We start from the raw sequence: 16,937 nt of genomic DNA on the forward strand, positions 1-16,937 counted from the left end.
ATTCAATCGTACAAAACTAATAAGAACGATGCGATCAATCGCACTCTATACAAGGACAAAAACATGATTACCATTTATGGATTAAAAGAAACCCTTAGCCCACGCCGTCAAGCGATTGCCGAAGCCATTTATGACAGCCTTAATTTAGGCTTGGATATTCCACGCGGCAAACACACTATTCGTTTTGAATGTTTGGACAAAGAAGATTTTTTCTACCCGGAAGATCGTAGCGAAAACTATATTGCAATTGAAATTAACCTCATGCAGGGACGCTTGGAAGGAACCAAAAAACGTCTGATCAAAATGCTATTTAGCGAATTGGAATACAAAATTGGAATCAAATCCCATGATGTAGAAATCACCATTAAAGAACAGCCGGCTCATTGCTGGGGCTTCCGCGGTATGACCGGTGATGAAGCGCGTGACTTAGCCTACGATCTCAACGTATAAGGGAGTTGATTATGCAAACCGCACAACTTTTAGAACAACTTTACAATGGTCAAAGCCTCGACAAAGCGGCTAGCGAAAATCTTTTTAATGCCATTATGCAGGGTGAACTCAACAACGAACAAATTGCCGCGATGTTGATCGCCTTAAAAGTACGTGGTGCAACTATTGACGAATTAAGTGGTGCCGTATCGGCCTCCTTACACAATGCCAAACCATTCCCTCGTCCCGACTACCCTTTTGCGGATATTGTGGGAACTGGTGGTGATGGTCAAAACACAATTAATATTTCTACCGCCAGTGCAATCGTTGCGGCCTCTATGGGTGTCAAAGTGGCAAAACACGGCAATCGCAGTGTCTCGAGTAAATCTGGGGCAAGTGATGTATTAACCGCACTCGGCGTAAATGTAAATGTTACTCCGGAACAAGCCCGCCAGGCATTGGATGATATTGGTGTGTGCTTTTTATTTGCCCAGCAATATCACAGCGGTTTTAAACATGTAGCTCCGGTGCGTGCGGCGCTAAAAACCCGCACATTATTCAATATCCTCGGGCCATTAATTAATCCGTCCCGTCCGACTTATCATTTACTTGGTGTATATGCCCCAGAATTAGTCAAAACCTATGCAGAAACAGCATTAGCTTTAGGGCATCAACATACGTTTGTGGTACATGGTGCCGGTTTAGATGAGGTGGCTGTACATGGCGAAACCCAAGTGGCTGAAATTAAAAATGGTAAAATTGACTACTTCAGCTTAACGCCGGAGGATTTTGGTTTAAGCACCCAATCCTTAGAAAGCTTGCGCGGTGGTGAACCGGAAGAAAACGCCCAATATTTAACCGCACTTTTACAAGGTAAAGGGAAAGCCGAAAATGCCAATGCAGTAGCGGCCAATGTGGCGTTATTGTTAAAATTATTCGGGCATCAGGATCTAAAACAAAACGTTCAACATGTGTTGGCACACCTTGCTTCCGGCAAAGCCTTTGCAACCTTGCAAAAATTAACAACATATTAATCCATGGGCGCTGCGACTGGCGCCCATTGATGGTTACTCCAAACGCCCTATCGTTTTTCAGAGTTTTTCTAAAAATAGCATGTAACCCATTGATTTTATTAATATTGATAAAAAAACTAATTTTCTCTTAAAAGAGCCATTATGATCACTCAAGATTTCAGTAAACCTATCGATTCTGCTACGGTATTGCAAAAGATCGTGTTAGATAAGGCCCAGTGGGTTAAAAACCAAGAAGCCGCATTTCCGCTTGCACAATTTAAAGAGCAAATTCAACAATCCGATCGTTCTTTTTATGCCGCGTTAGCTCAGGGGACTCATCAGCAACCGGCCTATATTCTGGAATGTAAAAAAGCCTCCCCTTCGAAGGGATTGATTCGTCAGGAATTTAACTTAGAAGATATCGCTAACGTCTATAAGCATTATGCTTCGGCGGTTTCCGTGCTCACCGATGAAAAATATTTCCAAGGCAAATTTGAATATTTACCATTAGTGCGGAATATCGTTTCACAACCGGTGTTGTGTAAAGATTTTATGATCAGCGAATATCAGGTTTACTTAGCACGTTACTATCAAGCCGACGCCATTTTATTGATGTTGTCCGTAGTCAACGACGATACCTACCGTATCTTGGCCGAGTTCGCCCATTCCCTCGGCATGGGGGTACTCACCGAAACCAGTAATGAAGCTGAATTTGAACGTGCCCTTGCACTTGGCGCAAAGATCATCGGGGTCAATAATCGAAATCTTCATGATCTCAGCGTAGATTTAAATCGCGTGGTGGAGCTTACGCAAAAATATGCGGAGCGTATCCCTGCGGATGTACGTATCATCAGCGAATCAGGCATTTATAATCATCGCCAAGTACGGGAATTAAAGAAAACTGCTCATGCCTTTTTAATTGGCAGTAGCTTAATGGGAAGCTGCGATTTAAATAACGCCGTGCGAGAAGTGATTTTTGGAGAAAATAAGGTATGCGGTTTAACTCGCGCACAAGATGTCAAAGACGTCTACGCAAACGGTGCACTTTACGGCGGATTAATTTTCGTCGAACATTCCAAACGCTGTGTGACACTACGTCAAGCGCAGGAGTTAGTCACGGCAGCTGAATTACGATTTGTGGGCGTATTTCAGAATCAAGAGATTGATTTTATTGTGAAAATAGCCAGTCAATTGCAGCTTTATGCAGTGCAATTACACGGTAATGAGAGACCGGAATTTATTACCCAATTGCGGGCTGAATTGCCATCACAAATTCAAATCTGGCGGGCGATTTCCATTGATTTAACGCAACAATCCTTTAGCTTGCCGAAAATTAACGGCGTTGATCGTTATGTCCTTGATAGTCAGGCAAATGGCCAACAAGGCGGTACCGGTCAAGCCTTTGATTGGGCTATTATTAAGGATTCCGACAAAGCCCATATTATGTTGGCCGGCGGGCTGAATGAACAGAATATTGAACAGGCATTGGCACTCAATCCCTTAGGCTTGGATCTGAATTCCGGTGTAGAAAGTGCGCCCGGTATAAAATCAGCGGATAAAATCCAACAATTATTTGAAAGAATAATCAGCGCATAAAGAAAATCCCTTAAGCGGTATTCCCTTAAGGGATTTTTTCACACCCACCTATATACCCATTAATAAGTAACACTCATACCCATTTGTAAGTAACTATATTTTAACAAATAAAAACTATTCTTATTTATCAGCAAAATCAATCACTTATACCCTTTTAAAATACAGGGAAATAGCCTTGTTATTGATAATGATCAAATAAATTTATTAGCCGCAGGCATATCATGCCCAGGTTATTTGTAATGTTATTTTTATCTTGGAGTGATTATGCAACGCAATGATGGTTTATTCGGCAATTTAGCCGAGGTGTCCCGTCGTGACTTTATGAAGTTATGCTCTGCCCTCGCCGCGACAATGGGATTAAGTTCTAAGGCCGGTGCACAAATGAGCGAAGCTCTAACCTCACCGAGTCGCCCACCGGTAGTATGGATCGGTGCACAAGAATGTACCGGTTGTACTGAATCGTTACTTCGTGCCACTCACCCAACAGTCGAGAATTTAGTACTCGATGTCATTTCTTTGGAATACCACGAAGTACTTTCCGCTGCATTCGGTGAACAAGCAGAGGAAAATAAACACCATGCTTTAGAGAAATACAAAGGCCAATATGTTTTAGTTGTTGATGGTTCCATCCCACTAAAAGATGGCGGTGTATATTGTATGGTGGCCGGTAAGCCTATCGTAGAACATATCCGTGAAGCAGCTAAAAATGCAGCCGCGATCATTGCTATTGGTTCTTGTGCCGCATGGGGTGGTGTACCTGCAAGTGGCGGTAACCCGACCGGCGCGGCAAGTTTAGCTGAAGCGCTTCCACCAAATACCCCAATAATCAACATTCCGGGCTGTCCACCAAACCCACATAACTTCTTGGCAACAGTCGCTTACATTATCACTTATAAAAAATTGCCTGGCATGGACAAACTAAACCGTCCATTATTCGCCTATGACCGTTTAATTCATGAAAACTGCTATCGTCGCCCACACTTTGATGCTGGACGTTTTGCCAAGGAATATGGCGATTATGGACATCGTCAAGGATGGTGTTTATATCACCTTGGCTGTAAAGGTCCGGAGACCTATGGTAACTGCTCAACCTTAGAATTCTGCGATGTCGGTGGCAATAACTGGCCGGTTGGTATCGGTCATCCTTGCTATGGCTGTAATGAAAAAGGTGTCGGTTTTACCAAAGGCATTTTCCAATTAGCCAGCGTGGAAAACCCAACTCCACGTGTAGAAAAACCAGATGTGATGAATACCGAAGGTGAAGGCGCTTCGCCAACAGCAATCGCCTTACTTGGCGGCGCTGCAGCGATTTTGGCCGGCGTGAGCGTAGTTACTCTGCGGGAATTAAGTGTTCAACATAAAGCCCGTAAACAAGAAAAAGCACAAACCGCACAACACAACACAGGTAAATAACCATGGATAGACGCAAATTTCTCAAAGCGGGTTTGCTCGGTGGTGCGGTTTCAACCTTACCTGTCAGTGCACAGGCATCGGAAACCGTTGAACCGATCCCGGGCGCCTTGGGTATGCTATATGACTCGACTCTGTGCGTAGGCTGTCAAGCCTGTGTCGCGGAATGTCAACAGGTCAACCATACTCCTGTCAATCCCAAAGGCGAACAGATCTGGGCAAATAACGACAAACTCTCTCCATTCACCCGTAATATCATCCAAGTTTGGTCCGATGGCGATGGCAAAAATAAAGACAAAACGGAAAATGGCTACGCATATGTAAAAAAACAATGTATGCATTGCGTGGATCCAAACTGTGTTGCCGTTTGCCCGGTACAAGCTTTAACCAAAGATCCAAAAACCGGTATCGTTAAATACGATCCGGATATTTGTACCGGCTGCCGTTATTGCATGGTGGGTTGTCCATTCGATGTACCAAAATACGATTACGACAACCCATTCGGTGAAATCAGCAAATGTGAACTTTGTAACCAAAAAGGTGTGGAACGTTTAGATAAAGGTGAAATTCCAGGTTGCTGCCATGTTTGCCCTACCGGTGCCATTATTTTCGGCACCCGTGAGGAATTATTAGCTGAAGCCAAACGACGCTTAAGTCTATTACGCGGCACCGAGTATGATTATCCTCGACAAACAGTTAATAGCACCGATAAATACCGAGCTACTGTACCGGCCTATCAATACCATGTTTATGGTGAGAAAGAAGGTGGTGGTACTCAAGTGCTAGTATTAAGTGCTGTACCAACTGAAAATCTCGGTTTACCTCCATTGGAAGAACAAGCAACCGGCTCCCGTGCTGCACATTTGCAACACTTCCTTTATCGAGGCTTAGCATTGCCATTAGTCGCCCTTGCAGGTCTTACCGTGATGACATACAAAAATATGCATGGCGATCAAATTGCCGCACGTATTGAAAAACAAAAAGAAGCGATGCGTCAGGCTCGCAAAGAAATAGAAGAAGCGGAGGACGAACACCATGAGTAACCCACGTCCGGTCGGCGGTCGTTTAATTTCCGCGGCTATTATCTTTTTTGCCCCATTGGCTGTGATCTGTGCCGTGCTTATCTTAAAGCGTTTAGTCTTTGGGATCGGTTCTGTAACCGCATTAAATGGTGGTTATCCTTGGGGTTTATGGATTGCCTTCGACCTTTTGGTCGGTACCGGCTTCGCCTGTGGTGGCTGGGCTTTGGCTTGGACCGTGTATATTTTTAATAAAGGGAAATATCATGGTTTAGTTCGTCCGGCTCTGCTTGCCAGCCTATTCGGCTATTCCTTGGGTGGTCTTTCTATCACTATCGATATGGGGCGTTACTGGCACTTACCATACTTCTATGTACCAGGCCAATTCAACACCAACTCGGTATTGTTTGAAACCGCTTTCTGTATGACCGTTTATATCTGTGTGGTTACTTTAGAATTTGCACCGGTCTGGTTAGGTTTCCTTGGCTTGAAAAAATGGTTTAACAAACTTAATAAAGTGATGTTCTTCATCATTGCATTAGGTGCCCTCTTACCAATGATGCACCAATCCTCAATGGGTTCATTAATGATCGTTGCCGGTCATAAAGTTCATCCGGTATGGCAAAGCTATGAAGTGTTACCAATACTTTCATTGCTTACCGCCTTTATCATGGGTTTCTCCATTGTAATTTTTGAAGGCTCCTTAGTTAAAGCGGGTCTTGCCGGTAAAACCCCTGACGAACGCCATTTATTCAGCCAATTGGCCAAAGTTACTGCCGGCTTAATTAGCTGTTTCCTATTAGTACGTTTTGGCGAATTAATTTATCATGACAAACTTCACTATGTGCTTGGTTTCGATAAATTGCATAATTTTGAAGCTTGGATGTTCTGGATGGAAATTTGGTTAATGGTATTACCATTACTAACCCTTTTCCTCGGGGAAAAACGCTCAGACGCTCGTTGGCTATTTATTTCCGCATTAAGCATGTTGCTTGGCGCAGCCCTTTGGCGGATGAACTACTCGCTGATCATGTATGATCCGGGTAATGGCTATGAATATTTCCCATCGGCACAAGAATTGTTAATTTCAATTGGTTTCGTTTCTATCGAAGTTTGTGCCTATATTTTAATTGTACGTCTATTCCCTGTATTACCGGTGTTTAAAGAAAAACACACAGAGGAATCGGAACAAATTATTGCCGAAAAAGCGGCATTCAGTAAAAAAGTTAGCGGAGCAGAATAATGACTGAAAAACAACGTATCTCAATCGACCCGATCACTCGTATTGAAGGTCATTTACGTATTGATTGTGAAATTGAAAACGGCAAAGTGACCAATGCTTGGTCCTCCGGCACAATGTGGCGTGGTATGGAAAATATCGTAAAAGGTGCCGATCCCCGTGATGCGTGGATGATTATGCAACGGATTTGCGGTGTTTGTACCACGGTTCATGCCATTATTAGCGTACGCGCTGTTGAAGATGCGATCGGTGCTAAAGTGCCAGTTAACGCTCAATATATTCGTAATATGATTTTGGCAGCTCACAATATCCATGACCATATTGTGCACTTCTATCAACTCTCCGCAATGGACTGGGTAGATATCACTGCCGCACTTCAAGCGGATCCGGAAAAAGCTGCGGAAATGTTAAAAGGTGTTTCCACATGGTCATTAAATAGTGCCAATGAATTCCGCAATGTGCAGAAAAAAGTCCAGGCGTTGGTCGACAGCGGACAATTAGGCATTTTTGCCAACGGTTACTTTGGTCACCCGGCAATGAAATTACCGCCAGAAGTCAACTTAATCGCCGTAGCTCACTATCTGCAAGCATTGGAATGTCAACGTGACGCTAACCGCGTAGTCGCATTATTAGGCGGTAAAACACCACATATCCAAAACTTGGCAATTGGTGGTGTAGCAAACCCTATTAACTTAGATTCGCAAGCAGTGCTTAATTTAGAGCGCTTAATGTTTGTAAAATCCTGTATCGACCGTCTAACAGACTTCATCAATCAGGTATATAAAGTCGATGCGGCCGTATTCGGGGCTTACTATCCGGAATGGTTTGAATTGGGTAAAACTTCAGGTAACTACCTCTCCGTACCGGAATATCCAATTGATGCTAATAACTCCGTATTTATGCTCAAAGGCGGTTATGTTGAAAATTATGGTCTTGGTACTTTCCGTGAAATCACCCAACAAAAAGATGACTTCGTTGTAAAAGGCATTAAAGAAAGTGGTAAACACGCTTGGTATGAAGATGATCAACCATTAGAACCTTGGGCCGGTTTAACTCGTCCAAAATACACCGGTTGGCAAGATGATGGTAAATACTCTTGGGTTAAATCACCAACTTTCTACGGTAAAGTGGTCGAAGTGGGTCCATTAGCCTACTTGATGACCGGTATTGCAGCCAACGACAAACCAACAATGACTCACTTCAATGAGATAAAAGCGCTGTATCAAACCCTAACCGGCAAAGAGTTAAGTGTTGATGCATTGCATTCCACTATGGGACGAATCATTGGCCGTACAGTACATTGCTGTGCAATTAACGATATCCTTGGTGCACAATGGCAAATGCTAATCGACAATATCGGTAAAGGCGATGAAGTGGCTTACTTAAAAACTGAAATTCCACAAAGCGGTGAATTCCGTGGTGTAGGCTTCGGTGAAGTGCCACGCGGTATGCTTTCCCACTGGGTTGTCATCAAAGACGGTAAAATCGAAAACTATCAAGCGGTGGTACCATCTACTTGGAACTCTGGCCCGCGTAATGAAAATGACGAAATGGGACCTTATGAGCTTTCCATTATCGGTACACCAATTGCGGATCCAAGCAAACCATTGGAAGTGGTACGTACTATTCACTCCTTTGACCCTTGCATGTCTTGTGCCGTACACGTGGTGAACACGGAAAACGGTGAAGTAACTGAAGTGAAGGTTCTCTAATGAAGCCGCTGATTTTAGGCATAGGCAATATCTTGTTGGGCGATGAAGGCATTGGCGTGCGCATCGCCCAACAGCTTGAAGAAAATCCGTCCATAACTGCAGAATTTGATGTAGTTGACGGCGGTACCTGTGGAATGGAATTGCTGGACCTAATGGCCAATCGACAACATATCATTGTGATCGATGCGGTATTAGCCAATAAAGCACCAGGTGAAATCATCACACTTTACGATGAGCAGGTACCGACATTTTTCTCCCGTAAAATCTCACCCCATCAATTGGGTTTGTGCGATGTACTTTCTGCCTTAAAATTAACCGACGAGTTTCCAAGCCATTTATGCCTCATCGGTATCCAGCCGGAAACTTTAGAGCCACAAATGACACTAAGTCAAACGGTGCAAAATGCCTTTCCGGCCATTTTCACTGCTCTACGCCAAGCCGCCACAGGCTATGGTTTAAACTTTAATCAATAATGGGGCTTATGCCCCTTTTTAAATTTATGTATCGACACGAAACAACTGCTGCCCCAAATGCACCAGCAACTCAAATTGTTGGTTTTGAAGATAATCCTAGTGAATTATTTTTACAGGAAATGCAAAAAACCGTACCCAATATGCAAGATCTCCCCTTCTATCGTCAGGGTATTGAATGTTTTTGTCCGAAATTTGTACTCTTTGAAGAACAATGGATCGGTACGGTTCTGACCCCTTGGATGATAAGTGTTTTGGTGCTCCCAGGCCCAGGACAAACTTGGGAAGCGCGTGAGTTAGGCGATAAATTAAATATACAACTACCGTATAAAGCCCTGACTTTTACCGTTAGCGGTTTGGAACAAATTCCACAATATTTAAGCTGCTCCCTGCAATCACCGCTCGATCCCGGGCTTTCTAACCAGCAGGCCAAGCAATTGACCCAAGATTGTTTGCGTATGGTACTTTCCATCAACGCTGAGCAGCCGAAACTCAACCAAAACCGCCGCAATCTATTTCAAGCTATGTTAAAATAAGCGCATTTTTCAAATGGAGTGAATATTATGTGTTTAGGCGTTCCGGGCCAAATCGTCGAAATCGGTGATAGTGCCCTGCAATTAGCTACAGTTGATGTCTGTGGCGTACAACGGGAAGTGAATATTTCATTGATCTGTGACCAAGATCCAGCTGAGCTACTACATAAATGGGTATTGGTGCATGTTGGATTTGCCATGAGCATAATTGATGAGGAAGAAGCTAAAGAGACGCAAAATGCACTCTTGGCAATGAGTCAATTAGAGCACGAAGTCGGTGATTTTCTCGGCTTAAATCAACGCTAAAAAAGGGGGGCGAATGTGACATCAAACGCCCCTTCGATTTTAAGAATTTTTCTAAAAATCAACTATAACCCATTGATTTTATTATAACTATTAAAAAAACTGAAAAAATGTGACGTTTTCTGTTTCGAGCTTGTAACTTTGTCCTTTTATCAAATAAAAAACCGCGCTCTAAGGGCGCGGTTTTCTTTTGAACGATATGATTATTCGTCGATAGTACGTAATAATTCGTTAATACCAACTTTACCTAAGGTTTTGGCATCCACTTTTTTCACGATGACTGCACAGTACAGGCTATATTTACCACATTTAGACGGTAAGCTACCGGAAACCACAACAGAGCCCGCAGGAACACGGCCGTAATGAATTTCACCGGTTTCGCGATCATAGATTTTGGTGGATTGGCCGATAAATACGCCCATGGAGATCACACAACCATCTTCCACAATCACCCCTTCAACCACTTCGGAGCGAGCACCGATAAAGCAGTTATCACCGATGATGGTTGGGTTTGCTTGTAACGGCTCTAATACACCACCGATACCCACGCCACCGGATAAATGCACATTTTTACCGATTTGAGCACAAGATCCAACGGTTGCCCAAGTATCTACCATTGTACCTTCGCCCACATAAGCGCCGATATTGACATAAGAAGGCATCAATACCGTATTTTTCGCGATGTATGCACCTTTACGTACTGTTGCAGAAGGCACTACGCGGAAACCTTCCTGTTGGAAACGTTCTTCGGTGTAATCGGCAAATTTTAAAGCTACTTTGTCATAATATTTGGTTTCAGCACCGTCGATAAGTTGGTTATCATTGATACGGAAAGAAAGCAATACCGCTTTTTTCAGCCATTGGTGAGTCACCCATTCACCATCGATTTTCTCAGCAACACGATATTTACCGCAATCTAAGCCTTCGATGACTTCTTCAATTGCTACACGGGTTTGCGCATCTACGGTTTTCGGGGTAATTTCAGCGCGCTTTTCAAATGCGGCTTCGATGATGTTTTGTAAATTTGACATTTTGCTTCCTATTTTTTAGTTAAAAAAACGGCAGTAGTTTTACCATATTTTGCTTTTTTAGGCAAAAAATAAACCGCATCAGGCAATCCCTAATGCGGTTTATTTCAATGATTTTTTTATAAAAAGATCAAGGTTGAAAGTCCCACAACAACGAAAAGGGCAAACATCACCATAACCATTGCATAACCGAAATCACTCATTTGTATTCCCCTTAAAAAAGAATTAGTTAGAATCGCGCAGATTCTAACAAAACTTTTACATTTGGAGCAAATTTTTCTTGCCTATTTTCTTTCCTTTTGTTGCCTAATCCCTATAATGGGCAAAACTTTTTTGGAGACAAATTATGGCAACGATCAAAGATGTGGCCAAGATGGCCGGTGTATCCACAACGACCGTATCCCATGTGATTAACAAAACCCGTTTCGTCGCAGAAGAAACCCAAGAGGCTGTGATGCAGGCTATTAAAGCGCTGAACTATTCGCCGAGTGCGGTTGCGCGCAGTCTGAAAGTGAATACCACAAAATCTATCGGAATGATCGTGACCACCAGCGAATCCCCATATTTTGCCGAAATCATTCATGCGGTTGAAGAACATTGCTATCGTCAGGGCTATTCGTTGTTTTTGTGTAATACCCAAAACTCACCGGAAAAAATCAAAAATCACTTAGAAATGCTAGTGAAAAAACGCGTTGATGGCTTGTTGGTGATGTGTTCCGAATATACTCAATATTCCTTGGATTTGCTTTCCGACTACTCTGCCGTCCCAATGGTGGTGATGGATTGGGGGCCTAATACTCAAAGTGATTTAATTGAAGATAACAGCTTTGCCGGCGGTTATTTGGCCACCCGTCATTTGATTGACAACGGCCATCGCGCCATCGGCATTATTGCCGGAGAATTAGATAAGACCACCGCTCAAACCCGCTATGAAGGCTTTGTCAGCGCCATGCAGGAAGCAGGCTTGAGCATTAATCCAAACTGGGTGATGGAAGGTTTTTTTGAGCCGGAAGACGGCTACGAATGCATGAACAAAATTCTTAAACAAGCCGAATTACCGACTGCGGTGTTCTGCTGTAACGATGTAATGGCGCTCGGTGCGATTTCCGCCATTACCGAAAAAGGCTTGCGTGTACCTGAAGATATTTCAATTATTGGCTACGATAACATTCACTCTTCGCGTTTCTATGCTCCGCCATTAACCACCATCCATCAATCGAAATCCCGTCTCGGTGCGCAAGCGGTGAATTTGTTACTTGAGCGGATCACCAATAAAGAGGGCGAAAAAACACCACATCACATTGTGTTACACCCTGAATTGGTACAACGTAAATCCGTAAAACGGCTAGAAGCATAGCTTTTTAAATCAACCATAATAAAATCAATGACTTAGGATTGATTTTTACAAAAACTCTAAAAAACAATGGGGCGTCTTTTGCCCCATTATCATTTCTGCTTTTTTGCTTAATCGTGCTATTTATCTTTTTTCAATTTAATTTAGATTTTCTCTAAAAATAAAAGAGTCGGTTTAGATAAATTTTAATTTTATTAATTTATTTCAATTTAACTCCTAATAGCATTTGACCCTAGTACACATTTTTGATTATATCTGCCTCGGTTTAATTTTATTTTATCCTTTTGAGGAGTTTTTATGATTCAGGAATATGCAACATTACGCAGCAACATCAATATGTTGGGGCGTTTTCTCGGAGAAACCATCAATGATGCGCAGGGTGCTGATATTTTAGAGCTGATTGAAAATATCCGTCAGCTTTCTCGCGATTCCCGTGCCGGCGATGATACTGCCCGTCAGGCCTTGCTAGATACCCTCAGCACCATTTCTAATGACAATATCATTCCGGTGGCGCGAGCATTTAGCCAATTTTTGAACCTCACCAATATTGCCGAGCAATATCAAACCATTTCCCGCAAACACAGCGATAGTCAATCTTCCGCTCGTTCGTTACGCGCGCTTTTTCAACGTTTAAAAGCCCAAAATGCGTCTAAGGATGAGGTTTATCAAACCATTGAAAAACTCTTAATTGAGTTGGTATTAACCGCCCACCCAACGGAAACAACCCGTCGTTCATTAATCCATAAACACGTGGAAATCAATAATTGCTTAAGCAAATTGGAACATGATGATTTAACCGAACGCGAACGCAATGTCATCGAATGTTATTTGCTGCGTCTGATTGCAGAAGCTTGGCATACCAACGAAATCCGCACCGTGCGCCCAACACCATTTGATGAAGCCAAATGGGGTTATGCCATGATTGAAAACAGCCTATGGCAAGCAGTACCAGAATTTTTACGCCAACTCAATGAATACTCCCGCGAGTTTTTAGGCTACGACTTACCGGTCGGCTTAAAACCGGTACGCATTTCCTCTTGGATGGGCGGCGATCGTGACGGTAACCCTTTTGTAACCGCTGAAATCACTCGTAAAGTATTGTATTTAGCCCGTTGGAAAGCGGCTGATTTATTCCTCAACGATATCCGTGCACTGGCCGAAGAACTCTCCATGGCTCGCTGCACCGAAGAATTCCGCAATAAATATGGCGATCATTTAGAACCTTATCGTTTTGTGGTGAAAGCACTACGCAGCAAATTAACCACCACCCTCGCCTATTACGGCGACTTATTGGCAGATCGCATTCCTCGTGCCGCAAAGACAGAAATCATTGAGCAGGATGCACAACTGTGGGAACCGCTCTACGATTGTTATCAATCCTTACTTGCTTGCGGTATGCGGATCATCGCCAATGGTTCGTTATTGGATATTCTCCATCGCGTCAGTTGCTTCGGTGTCACCCTTTCACAAATGGATATCCGTCAAGAAAGCACGCAACACACCAATGCTATCGCAGAAATTACCCGCTACATTGGCTTGGGTGATTACGCACAATGGACGGAAGATGACAAACAGGCGTTCCTAATTCGCGAACTCAGTTCGCGTCGTCCATTGATTCCAACCAACTGGCAGCCATCGGCTACCACCCAAGAAATTTTAGCCACCTGTAAAGTGTTGGCGGAACAACAACCAGGCGTCATTTCCTGCTACATCATTTCCATGGCACGCAGTGCCTCCGATGTATTGGCTGTGCATTTATTGCTCAAAGAAGCGGGCGTACCATACCATATTCCGGTCATGCCATTATTTGAAACCCTTGATGACTTGGATGCCGCAGAAGATGTGATGCGTCAATTGTTTAATATCGGTTGGTATCGTGGTGTGATTAATAATCGTCAAATGGTGATGATCGGTTATTCTGATTCAGCCAAGGATGCCGGCATGATGGCCGCTTCTTGGGCACAATATCGTGCGCAAGAAGCCTTGGTAAACCTTTGTGAAGATTTAGGCATTGAACTTACCCTCTTCCACGGCCGTGGCGGTACCGTGGGGCGTGGCGGTGCACCAGCCCATGCGGCATTATTATCCCAACCGCCAAGATCCCTGAAAAATGGCTTACGGGTGACCGAGCAAGGTGAAATGATCCGCTTTAAACTCGGTTTACCGGCCGTTGCGGTGGAAACCTTTGACCTTTATGCCAGTGCTATTTTAGAGGCCAATCTATTACCACCGCCGGAGCCAAAAGACAGTTGGCGTGCAGTCATGGATGAACTTTCTGCGGCTTCCTGCAAAATCTATCGTGATGTAGTGCGTGGCGATAAAGATTTCGTTCCTTATTTCCGCAGCGCAACACCGGAACAGGAACTGGCCAAATTGCCATTAGGTTCACGCCCTGCCAAACGTAATCCGAATGGCGGTGTAGAAAGTCTACGGGCTATTCCATGGATTTTTGCCTGGACACAAAATCGCTTAATGTTACCAACCTGGTTAGGGGCCGGCGCCTCTATTCGCCAAGCCATCGAACAAGGACATGGCGCAGTGATCGAAGAAATGTGCAAAGCTTGGCCATTCTTCTCCACCCGTATCGGCATGTTGGAAATGGTATTCAGTAAAACCGACACCTGGCTTTCCGAACAATACGATCATGCCTTGGTCGCGCCGGAATTATGGTATTTGGGGGAAAGCCTACGCGCTCAATTACAAGCAGACATCAAAACCGTATTATCGCTTTCCCACACCGATGAATTAATGTCCGATTTACCTTGGATTGCCGATTCCATTGCCCTGCGTAATATCTATACCGACCCGCTAAATTTATTGCAGGTTGAATTATTACGCCGCTTCCGTGCCAATCCGGAAGTCAATCCAGACGTAGAACAAGCCTTAATGATCACCATCACCGGTATTGCAGCCGGTATGCGCAATACGGGCTAGACTCCCAAACAAAAAAGGCGTGCCAAGCACGCCTTTTTATTTTTCCACAATCTCCCAAACGCCCCATCAAAAATCAGATTTTTTGCAAAAAACACATGTAACTCATTGATTTTATTATATATGTTTAAAAAATAATGATAGTATCCTCTTTAACGCAGCCAATCCTCATTCAGTAAGGTAGCTTGTCGAAACACTTTACCATGTTCATCAATTACTGCATGCCATTCTTGGGCGGTTTTCAGTGAAATACGTTCCATTAGCGGCATACATTCAGCGCGTAAAGCAGTATAAGTTTGTGCTTGGCTTAAACCTAGACGATTAAAGAGACGTAGGGCATATTGATCGGCGATAAAAACTTTACGTTCGAAAAGATAAAGCAGCATCGCATCTGCAGTTTCTGGCCCCACACCTTTTAGAGAAAGTAGCTGTTTGCGTAGCGTCTCCGTTGGTATTGTTTTAAAGGCAGATAACTCTCCGCCTTGTTCAGCAAACCATCTCATTTGATATTTAATATAAGCACTCTTCTGTTTATAAAATCCTGCTGGGCGAATACGTTGTTGTAATTCTTCATCTGACACAGCGAGTAGTTGTTCCAAGGTTAAAATATCCTCTATCTGCTGCAACGCATTGATGGCATTTTTTGCGGTTGTTTGCTGAATTAAAATCATTGAAACCCAATCGGATAAGCGATTTTTGTCGTTCCACCAATTCTGTTCGCCATAATGACGATATAATTTTTCTAAGGTTTGTTCGATTTTATCAAGCATAAGTATTTCCATTTCATTTTCACTGTTTTTTTAATGCCAAGCGGAACGCATTAATCCCACTTTTTAACACCAGTACACTTAACACCATACTTGCCAATGGATCAACCCATAACCATCCCAGAAAATAGGCACTTAGACCGGAAAGTATCGCAATAATGGAACCGAATAAATCCGTCAGTACATGTAAATAAGCTGCTTTAATATTGAGGTTGTCATGATCGCTTTTCAACATTATCCAGGCAACGAAAAGATTTATCAGCAATCCAAGTAAAGCAACACCAAGCATCGGTAATGCCATCATCTCGATGGGATTGTGCCAGCGTTGAATCGCTTCAACTAAAATCATCAATGCCACAATAATCAATGAGCCGCTATTGAGTAAAGCAATGTATCGTTGTTTTTGAGCGGACAGAAACAGCGCCAACAAGGCTAAACATAGCGACAAGCTATCGTTCGCCATGTGTCCGGCATCGGCCATTAATGCCAAACTGTTAAACCAATAGCCACCAATAAATTCAACAACCATAAAACCGGTAATGATGGCAAAACTAAAGGCTAAGATTTTTTTATCTTGTGGAATATGCTCATGGGATAAATAAGCATGATGTTCATGGGTATGATGGTCTGACATACTGCTCCTAATTGTGTGCTTAATTAACTTGGGATAAAGTATAAAGTCCGTAGTAACTACAAGGTCAAGATTTGATTTAAGAAAGATGAAAATTCACGAACTCAGCAAACAAAGTGGCATTCATTTAGAAACCATCCGTTATTATGAAAAAATGGGCTTAATGCCAGAGCCTAAACGTCTGGCAAATGGTTATCGAGATTATGATGAAGCCAGTTTGAAACAATTAAAGTTTATTAAAACCTGCCGAGCGTTAGATTTTAGCCTGGCTGAAATTAAGTTCTTTAATGAGCTGAAAACGCAACAATCTCAACATTGTGAAGTGGATAGTATGTTGGCAAAACATTTGGTTTCAGTCGAAGAAAAAATTGCTGAATTAACGGAGATTAGAAATTTCCTACAAGGTTTGATTACCGAAGGTGATCATCAAGCCGCAGATTGTAGAGCAATGGCGCAATTAAAAGCCTATTAAATACTGTCTAAAAAATATAAAAAATCCGC

At 43.1% G+C, this 16,937-nt stretch carries 16 protein-coding genes; 13 read left to right on the forward strand and 3 right to left on the reverse strand.

Annotated elements, in window-relative coordinates:
* Window positions 1–63 precede the first annotated feature (63 nt).
* The 10 genes from CKV74_RS08355 to hybG all read left to right on the forward strand — a co-directional run bounded on the left by CKV74_RS08355 (window position 64) and on the right by hybG (window position 9,728).
* A complete protein-coding gene (locus CKV74_RS08355) occupies window positions 64–450 on the forward strand; it encodes a tautomerase family protein (RefSeq protein WP_007243618.1) in 387 nt (128 codons plus the stop codon).
* A gap of 11 nt (window positions 451–461) precedes the next feature.
* Window positions 462–1,463 carry an anthranilate phosphoribosyltransferase gene (gene trpD, locus CKV74_RS08360; protein WP_007243627.1) on the forward strand — a complete coding sequence of 334 codons (1,002 nt, stop codon included), beginning with the start codon at window positions 462–464 and terminating at the stop codon, window positions 1,461–1,463.
* Window positions 1,464–1,604: 141 nt separating this feature from the next.
* Complete coding sequence (trpCF, locus tag CKV74_RS08365; RefSeq protein WP_007243632.1) at window positions 1,605–3,038, forward strand: bifunctional indole-3-glycerol-phosphate synthase TrpC/phosphoribosylanthranilate isomerase TrpF; 1,434 nt, start codon at window positions 1,605–1,607, stop codon at window positions 3,036–3,038.
* Window positions 3,039–3,302: 264 nt separating this feature from the next.
* Window positions 3,303–4,451, forward strand: a complete 1,149-nt coding sequence (gene hybO, locus CKV74_RS08370) for a hydrogenase 2 small subunit (protein WP_007243559.1) — start codon at window positions 3,303–3,305, stop codon at window positions 4,449–4,451.
* Between the two features lie 2 nt (window positions 4,452–4,453).
* The gene (hybA, locus tag CKV74_RS08375; protein ID WP_095177003.1) at window positions 4,454–5,491 is read left to right on the forward strand and encodes a hydrogenase 2 operon protein HybA; all 1,038 of its coding nucleotides are present in this window, start codon (window positions 4,454–4,456) and stop codon (window positions 5,489–5,491) included.
* Entirely contained in the window at window positions 5,484–6,710 is a 1,227-nt protein-coding gene (hybB, locus tag CKV74_RS08380) for a Ni/Fe-hydrogenase cytochrome b subunit (protein WP_095177004.1), read from the forward strand. The genes hybA and hybB overlap by 8 nt, the downstream gene beginning before the upstream one ends.
* Complete coding sequence (gene hybC / locus CKV74_RS08385; protein WP_007243608.1) at window positions 6,710–8,419, forward strand: hydrogenase 2 large subunit; 1,710 nt, start codon at window positions 6,710–6,712, stop codon at window positions 8,417–8,419. The genes hybB and hybC overlap by 1 nt, the downstream gene beginning before the upstream one ends.
* On the forward strand, window positions 8,419–8,892 hold the full coding sequence (locus tag CKV74_RS08390; protein ID WP_007243606.1) for a HyaD/HybD family hydrogenase maturation endopeptidase: 474 nt from the start codon (window positions 8,419–8,421) through the stop codon (window positions 8,890–8,892). Before hybC ends, CKV74_RS08390 begins: the two co-directional genes overlap by 1 nt.
* Window positions 8,893–8,918: 26 nt before the next feature.
* Complete coding sequence (gene hybE, locus CKV74_RS08395; protein WP_007243580.1) at window positions 8,919–9,425, forward strand: hydrogenase-2 assembly chaperone; 507 nt, start codon at window positions 8,919–8,921, stop codon at window positions 9,423–9,425.
* A 27-nt stretch (window positions 9,426–9,452) separates the two neighbouring features.
* Entirely contained in the window at window positions 9,453–9,728 is a 276-nt protein-coding gene (hybG, locus tag CKV74_RS08400) for a hydrogenase maturation factor HybG (protein ID WP_007243596.1), read from the forward strand.
* A 200-nt stretch (window positions 9,729–9,928) separates the two neighbouring features.
* Here the strand turns inward: hybG and dapD are convergent, their stop codons facing one another.
* Complete coding sequence (gene dapD, locus CKV74_RS08405) at window positions 9,929–10,756, reverse strand: 2,3,4,5-tetrahydropyridine-2,6-dicarboxylate N-succinyltransferase (protein WP_007243552.1); 828 nt, start codon at window positions 10,754–10,756, stop codon at window positions 9,929–9,931.
* Window positions 10,757–11,099: 343 nt separating this feature from the next.
* Here dapD and purR point away from each other — a divergent pair, with 343 nt between their 5' ends.
* On the forward strand, window positions 11,100–12,110 hold the full coding sequence (gene purR, locus CKV74_RS08410) for an HTH-type transcriptional repressor PurR (RefSeq protein ID WP_007243655.1): 1,011 nt from the start codon (window positions 11,100–11,102) through the stop codon (window positions 12,108–12,110).
* A 294-nt stretch (window positions 12,111–12,404) separates the two neighbouring features.
* Window positions 12,405–15,041 carry a phosphoenolpyruvate carboxylase gene (ppc, locus tag CKV74_RS08415; RefSeq protein ID WP_007243629.1) on the forward strand — a complete coding sequence of 879 codons (2,637 nt, stop codon included), beginning with the start codon at window positions 12,405–12,407 and terminating at the stop codon, window positions 15,039–15,041.
* A gap of 149 nt (window positions 15,042–15,190) precedes the next feature.
* On the opposite strand, the gene CKV74_RS08420 is transcribed toward ppc, so the two are convergent.
* Entirely contained in the window at window positions 15,191–15,808 is a 618-nt protein-coding gene (locus CKV74_RS08420; protein WP_039847960.1) for an endonuclease III domain-containing protein, read from the reverse strand.
* A 19-nt stretch (window positions 15,809–15,827) separates the two neighbouring features.
* A complete protein-coding gene (locus CKV74_RS08425; protein ID WP_095177005.1) occupies window positions 15,828–16,439 on the reverse strand; it encodes a cation diffusion facilitator family transporter in 612 nt (203 codons plus the stop codon).
* A gap of 85 nt (window positions 16,440–16,524) precedes the next feature.
* Here CKV74_RS08425 and CKV74_RS08430 point away from each other — a divergent pair, with 85 nt between their 5' ends.
* On the forward strand, window positions 16,525–16,908 hold the full coding sequence (locus CKV74_RS08430) for a MerR family transcriptional regulator (RefSeq protein ID WP_007243601.1): 384 nt from the start codon (window positions 16,525–16,527) through the stop codon (window positions 16,906–16,908).
* Window positions 16,909–16,937 lie beyond the last annotated feature (29 nt).

The sequence above is a fragment of the Haemophilus pittmaniae genome (assembly GCF_900186995.1).
In the GTDB taxonomy this organism is placed as follows: domain Bacteria; phylum Pseudomonadota; class Gammaproteobacteria; order Enterobacterales; family Pasteurellaceae; genus Haemophilus_D; species Haemophilus_D pittmaniae.

Bases quoted from the DNA above. Each gene is read 5' to 3' on its own strand.
- CKV74_RS08355 (WP_007243618.1), top strand. From the start codon at position 64: ATGATTACCATTTATGGATTAAAAGAAACCCTTAGCCCACGCCGTCAA.
- trpCF (WP_007243632.1), top strand. From the start codon at position 1,605: ATGATCACTCAAGATTTCAGTAAACCTATCGATTCTGCTACGGTATTG.
- CKV74_RS08425 (WP_095177005.1), bottom strand. From the start codon at position 16,439: ATGTCAGACCATCATACCCATGAACATCATGCTTATTTATCCCATGAG.
- CKV74_RS08390 (WP_007243606.1), top strand. From the start codon at position 8,419: ATGAAGCCGCTGATTTTAGGCATAGGCAATATCTTGTTGGGCGATGAA.
- hybA (WP_095177003.1), top strand. From the start codon at position 4,454: ATGGATAGACGCAAATTTCTCAAAGCGGGTTTGCTCGGTGGTGCGGTT.
- dapD (WP_007243552.1), bottom strand. From the start codon at position 10,756: ATGTCAAATTTACAAAACATCATCGAAGCCGCATTTGAAAAGCGCGCT.
- CKV74_RS08430 (WP_007243601.1), top strand. From the start codon at position 16,525: ATGAAAATTCACGAACTCAGCAAACAAAGTGGCATTCATTTAGAAACC.
- hybO (WP_007243559.1), top strand. From the start codon at position 3,303: ATGCAACGCAATGATGGTTTATTCGGCAATTTAGCCGAGGTGTCCCGT.
- hybE (WP_007243580.1), top strand. From the start codon at position 8,919: ATGTATCGACACGAAACAACTGCTGCCCCAAATGCACCAGCAACTCAA.
- hybG (WP_007243596.1), top strand. From the start codon at position 9,453: ATGTGTTTAGGCGTTCCGGGCCAAATCGTCGAAATCGGTGATAGTGCC.
- ppc (WP_007243629.1), top strand. From the start codon at position 12,405: ATGATTCAGGAATATGCAACATTACGCAGCAACATCAATATGTTGGGG.
- CKV74_RS08420 (WP_039847960.1), bottom strand. From the start codon at position 15,808: ATGCTTGATAAAATCGAACAAACCTTAGAAAAATTATATCGTCATTAT.
- purR (WP_007243655.1), top strand. From the start codon at position 11,100: ATGGCAACGATCAAAGATGTGGCCAAGATGGCCGGTGTATCCACAACG.
- trpD (WP_007243627.1), top strand. From the start codon at position 462: ATGCAAACCGCACAACTTTTAGAACAACTTTACAATGGTCAAAGCCTC.
- hybC (WP_007243608.1), top strand. From the start codon at position 6,710: ATGACTGAAAAACAACGTATCTCAATCGACCCGATCACTCGTATTGAA.
- hybB (WP_095177004.1), top strand. From the start codon at position 5,484: ATGAGTAACCCACGTCCGGTCGGCGGTCGTTTAATTTCCGCGGCTATT.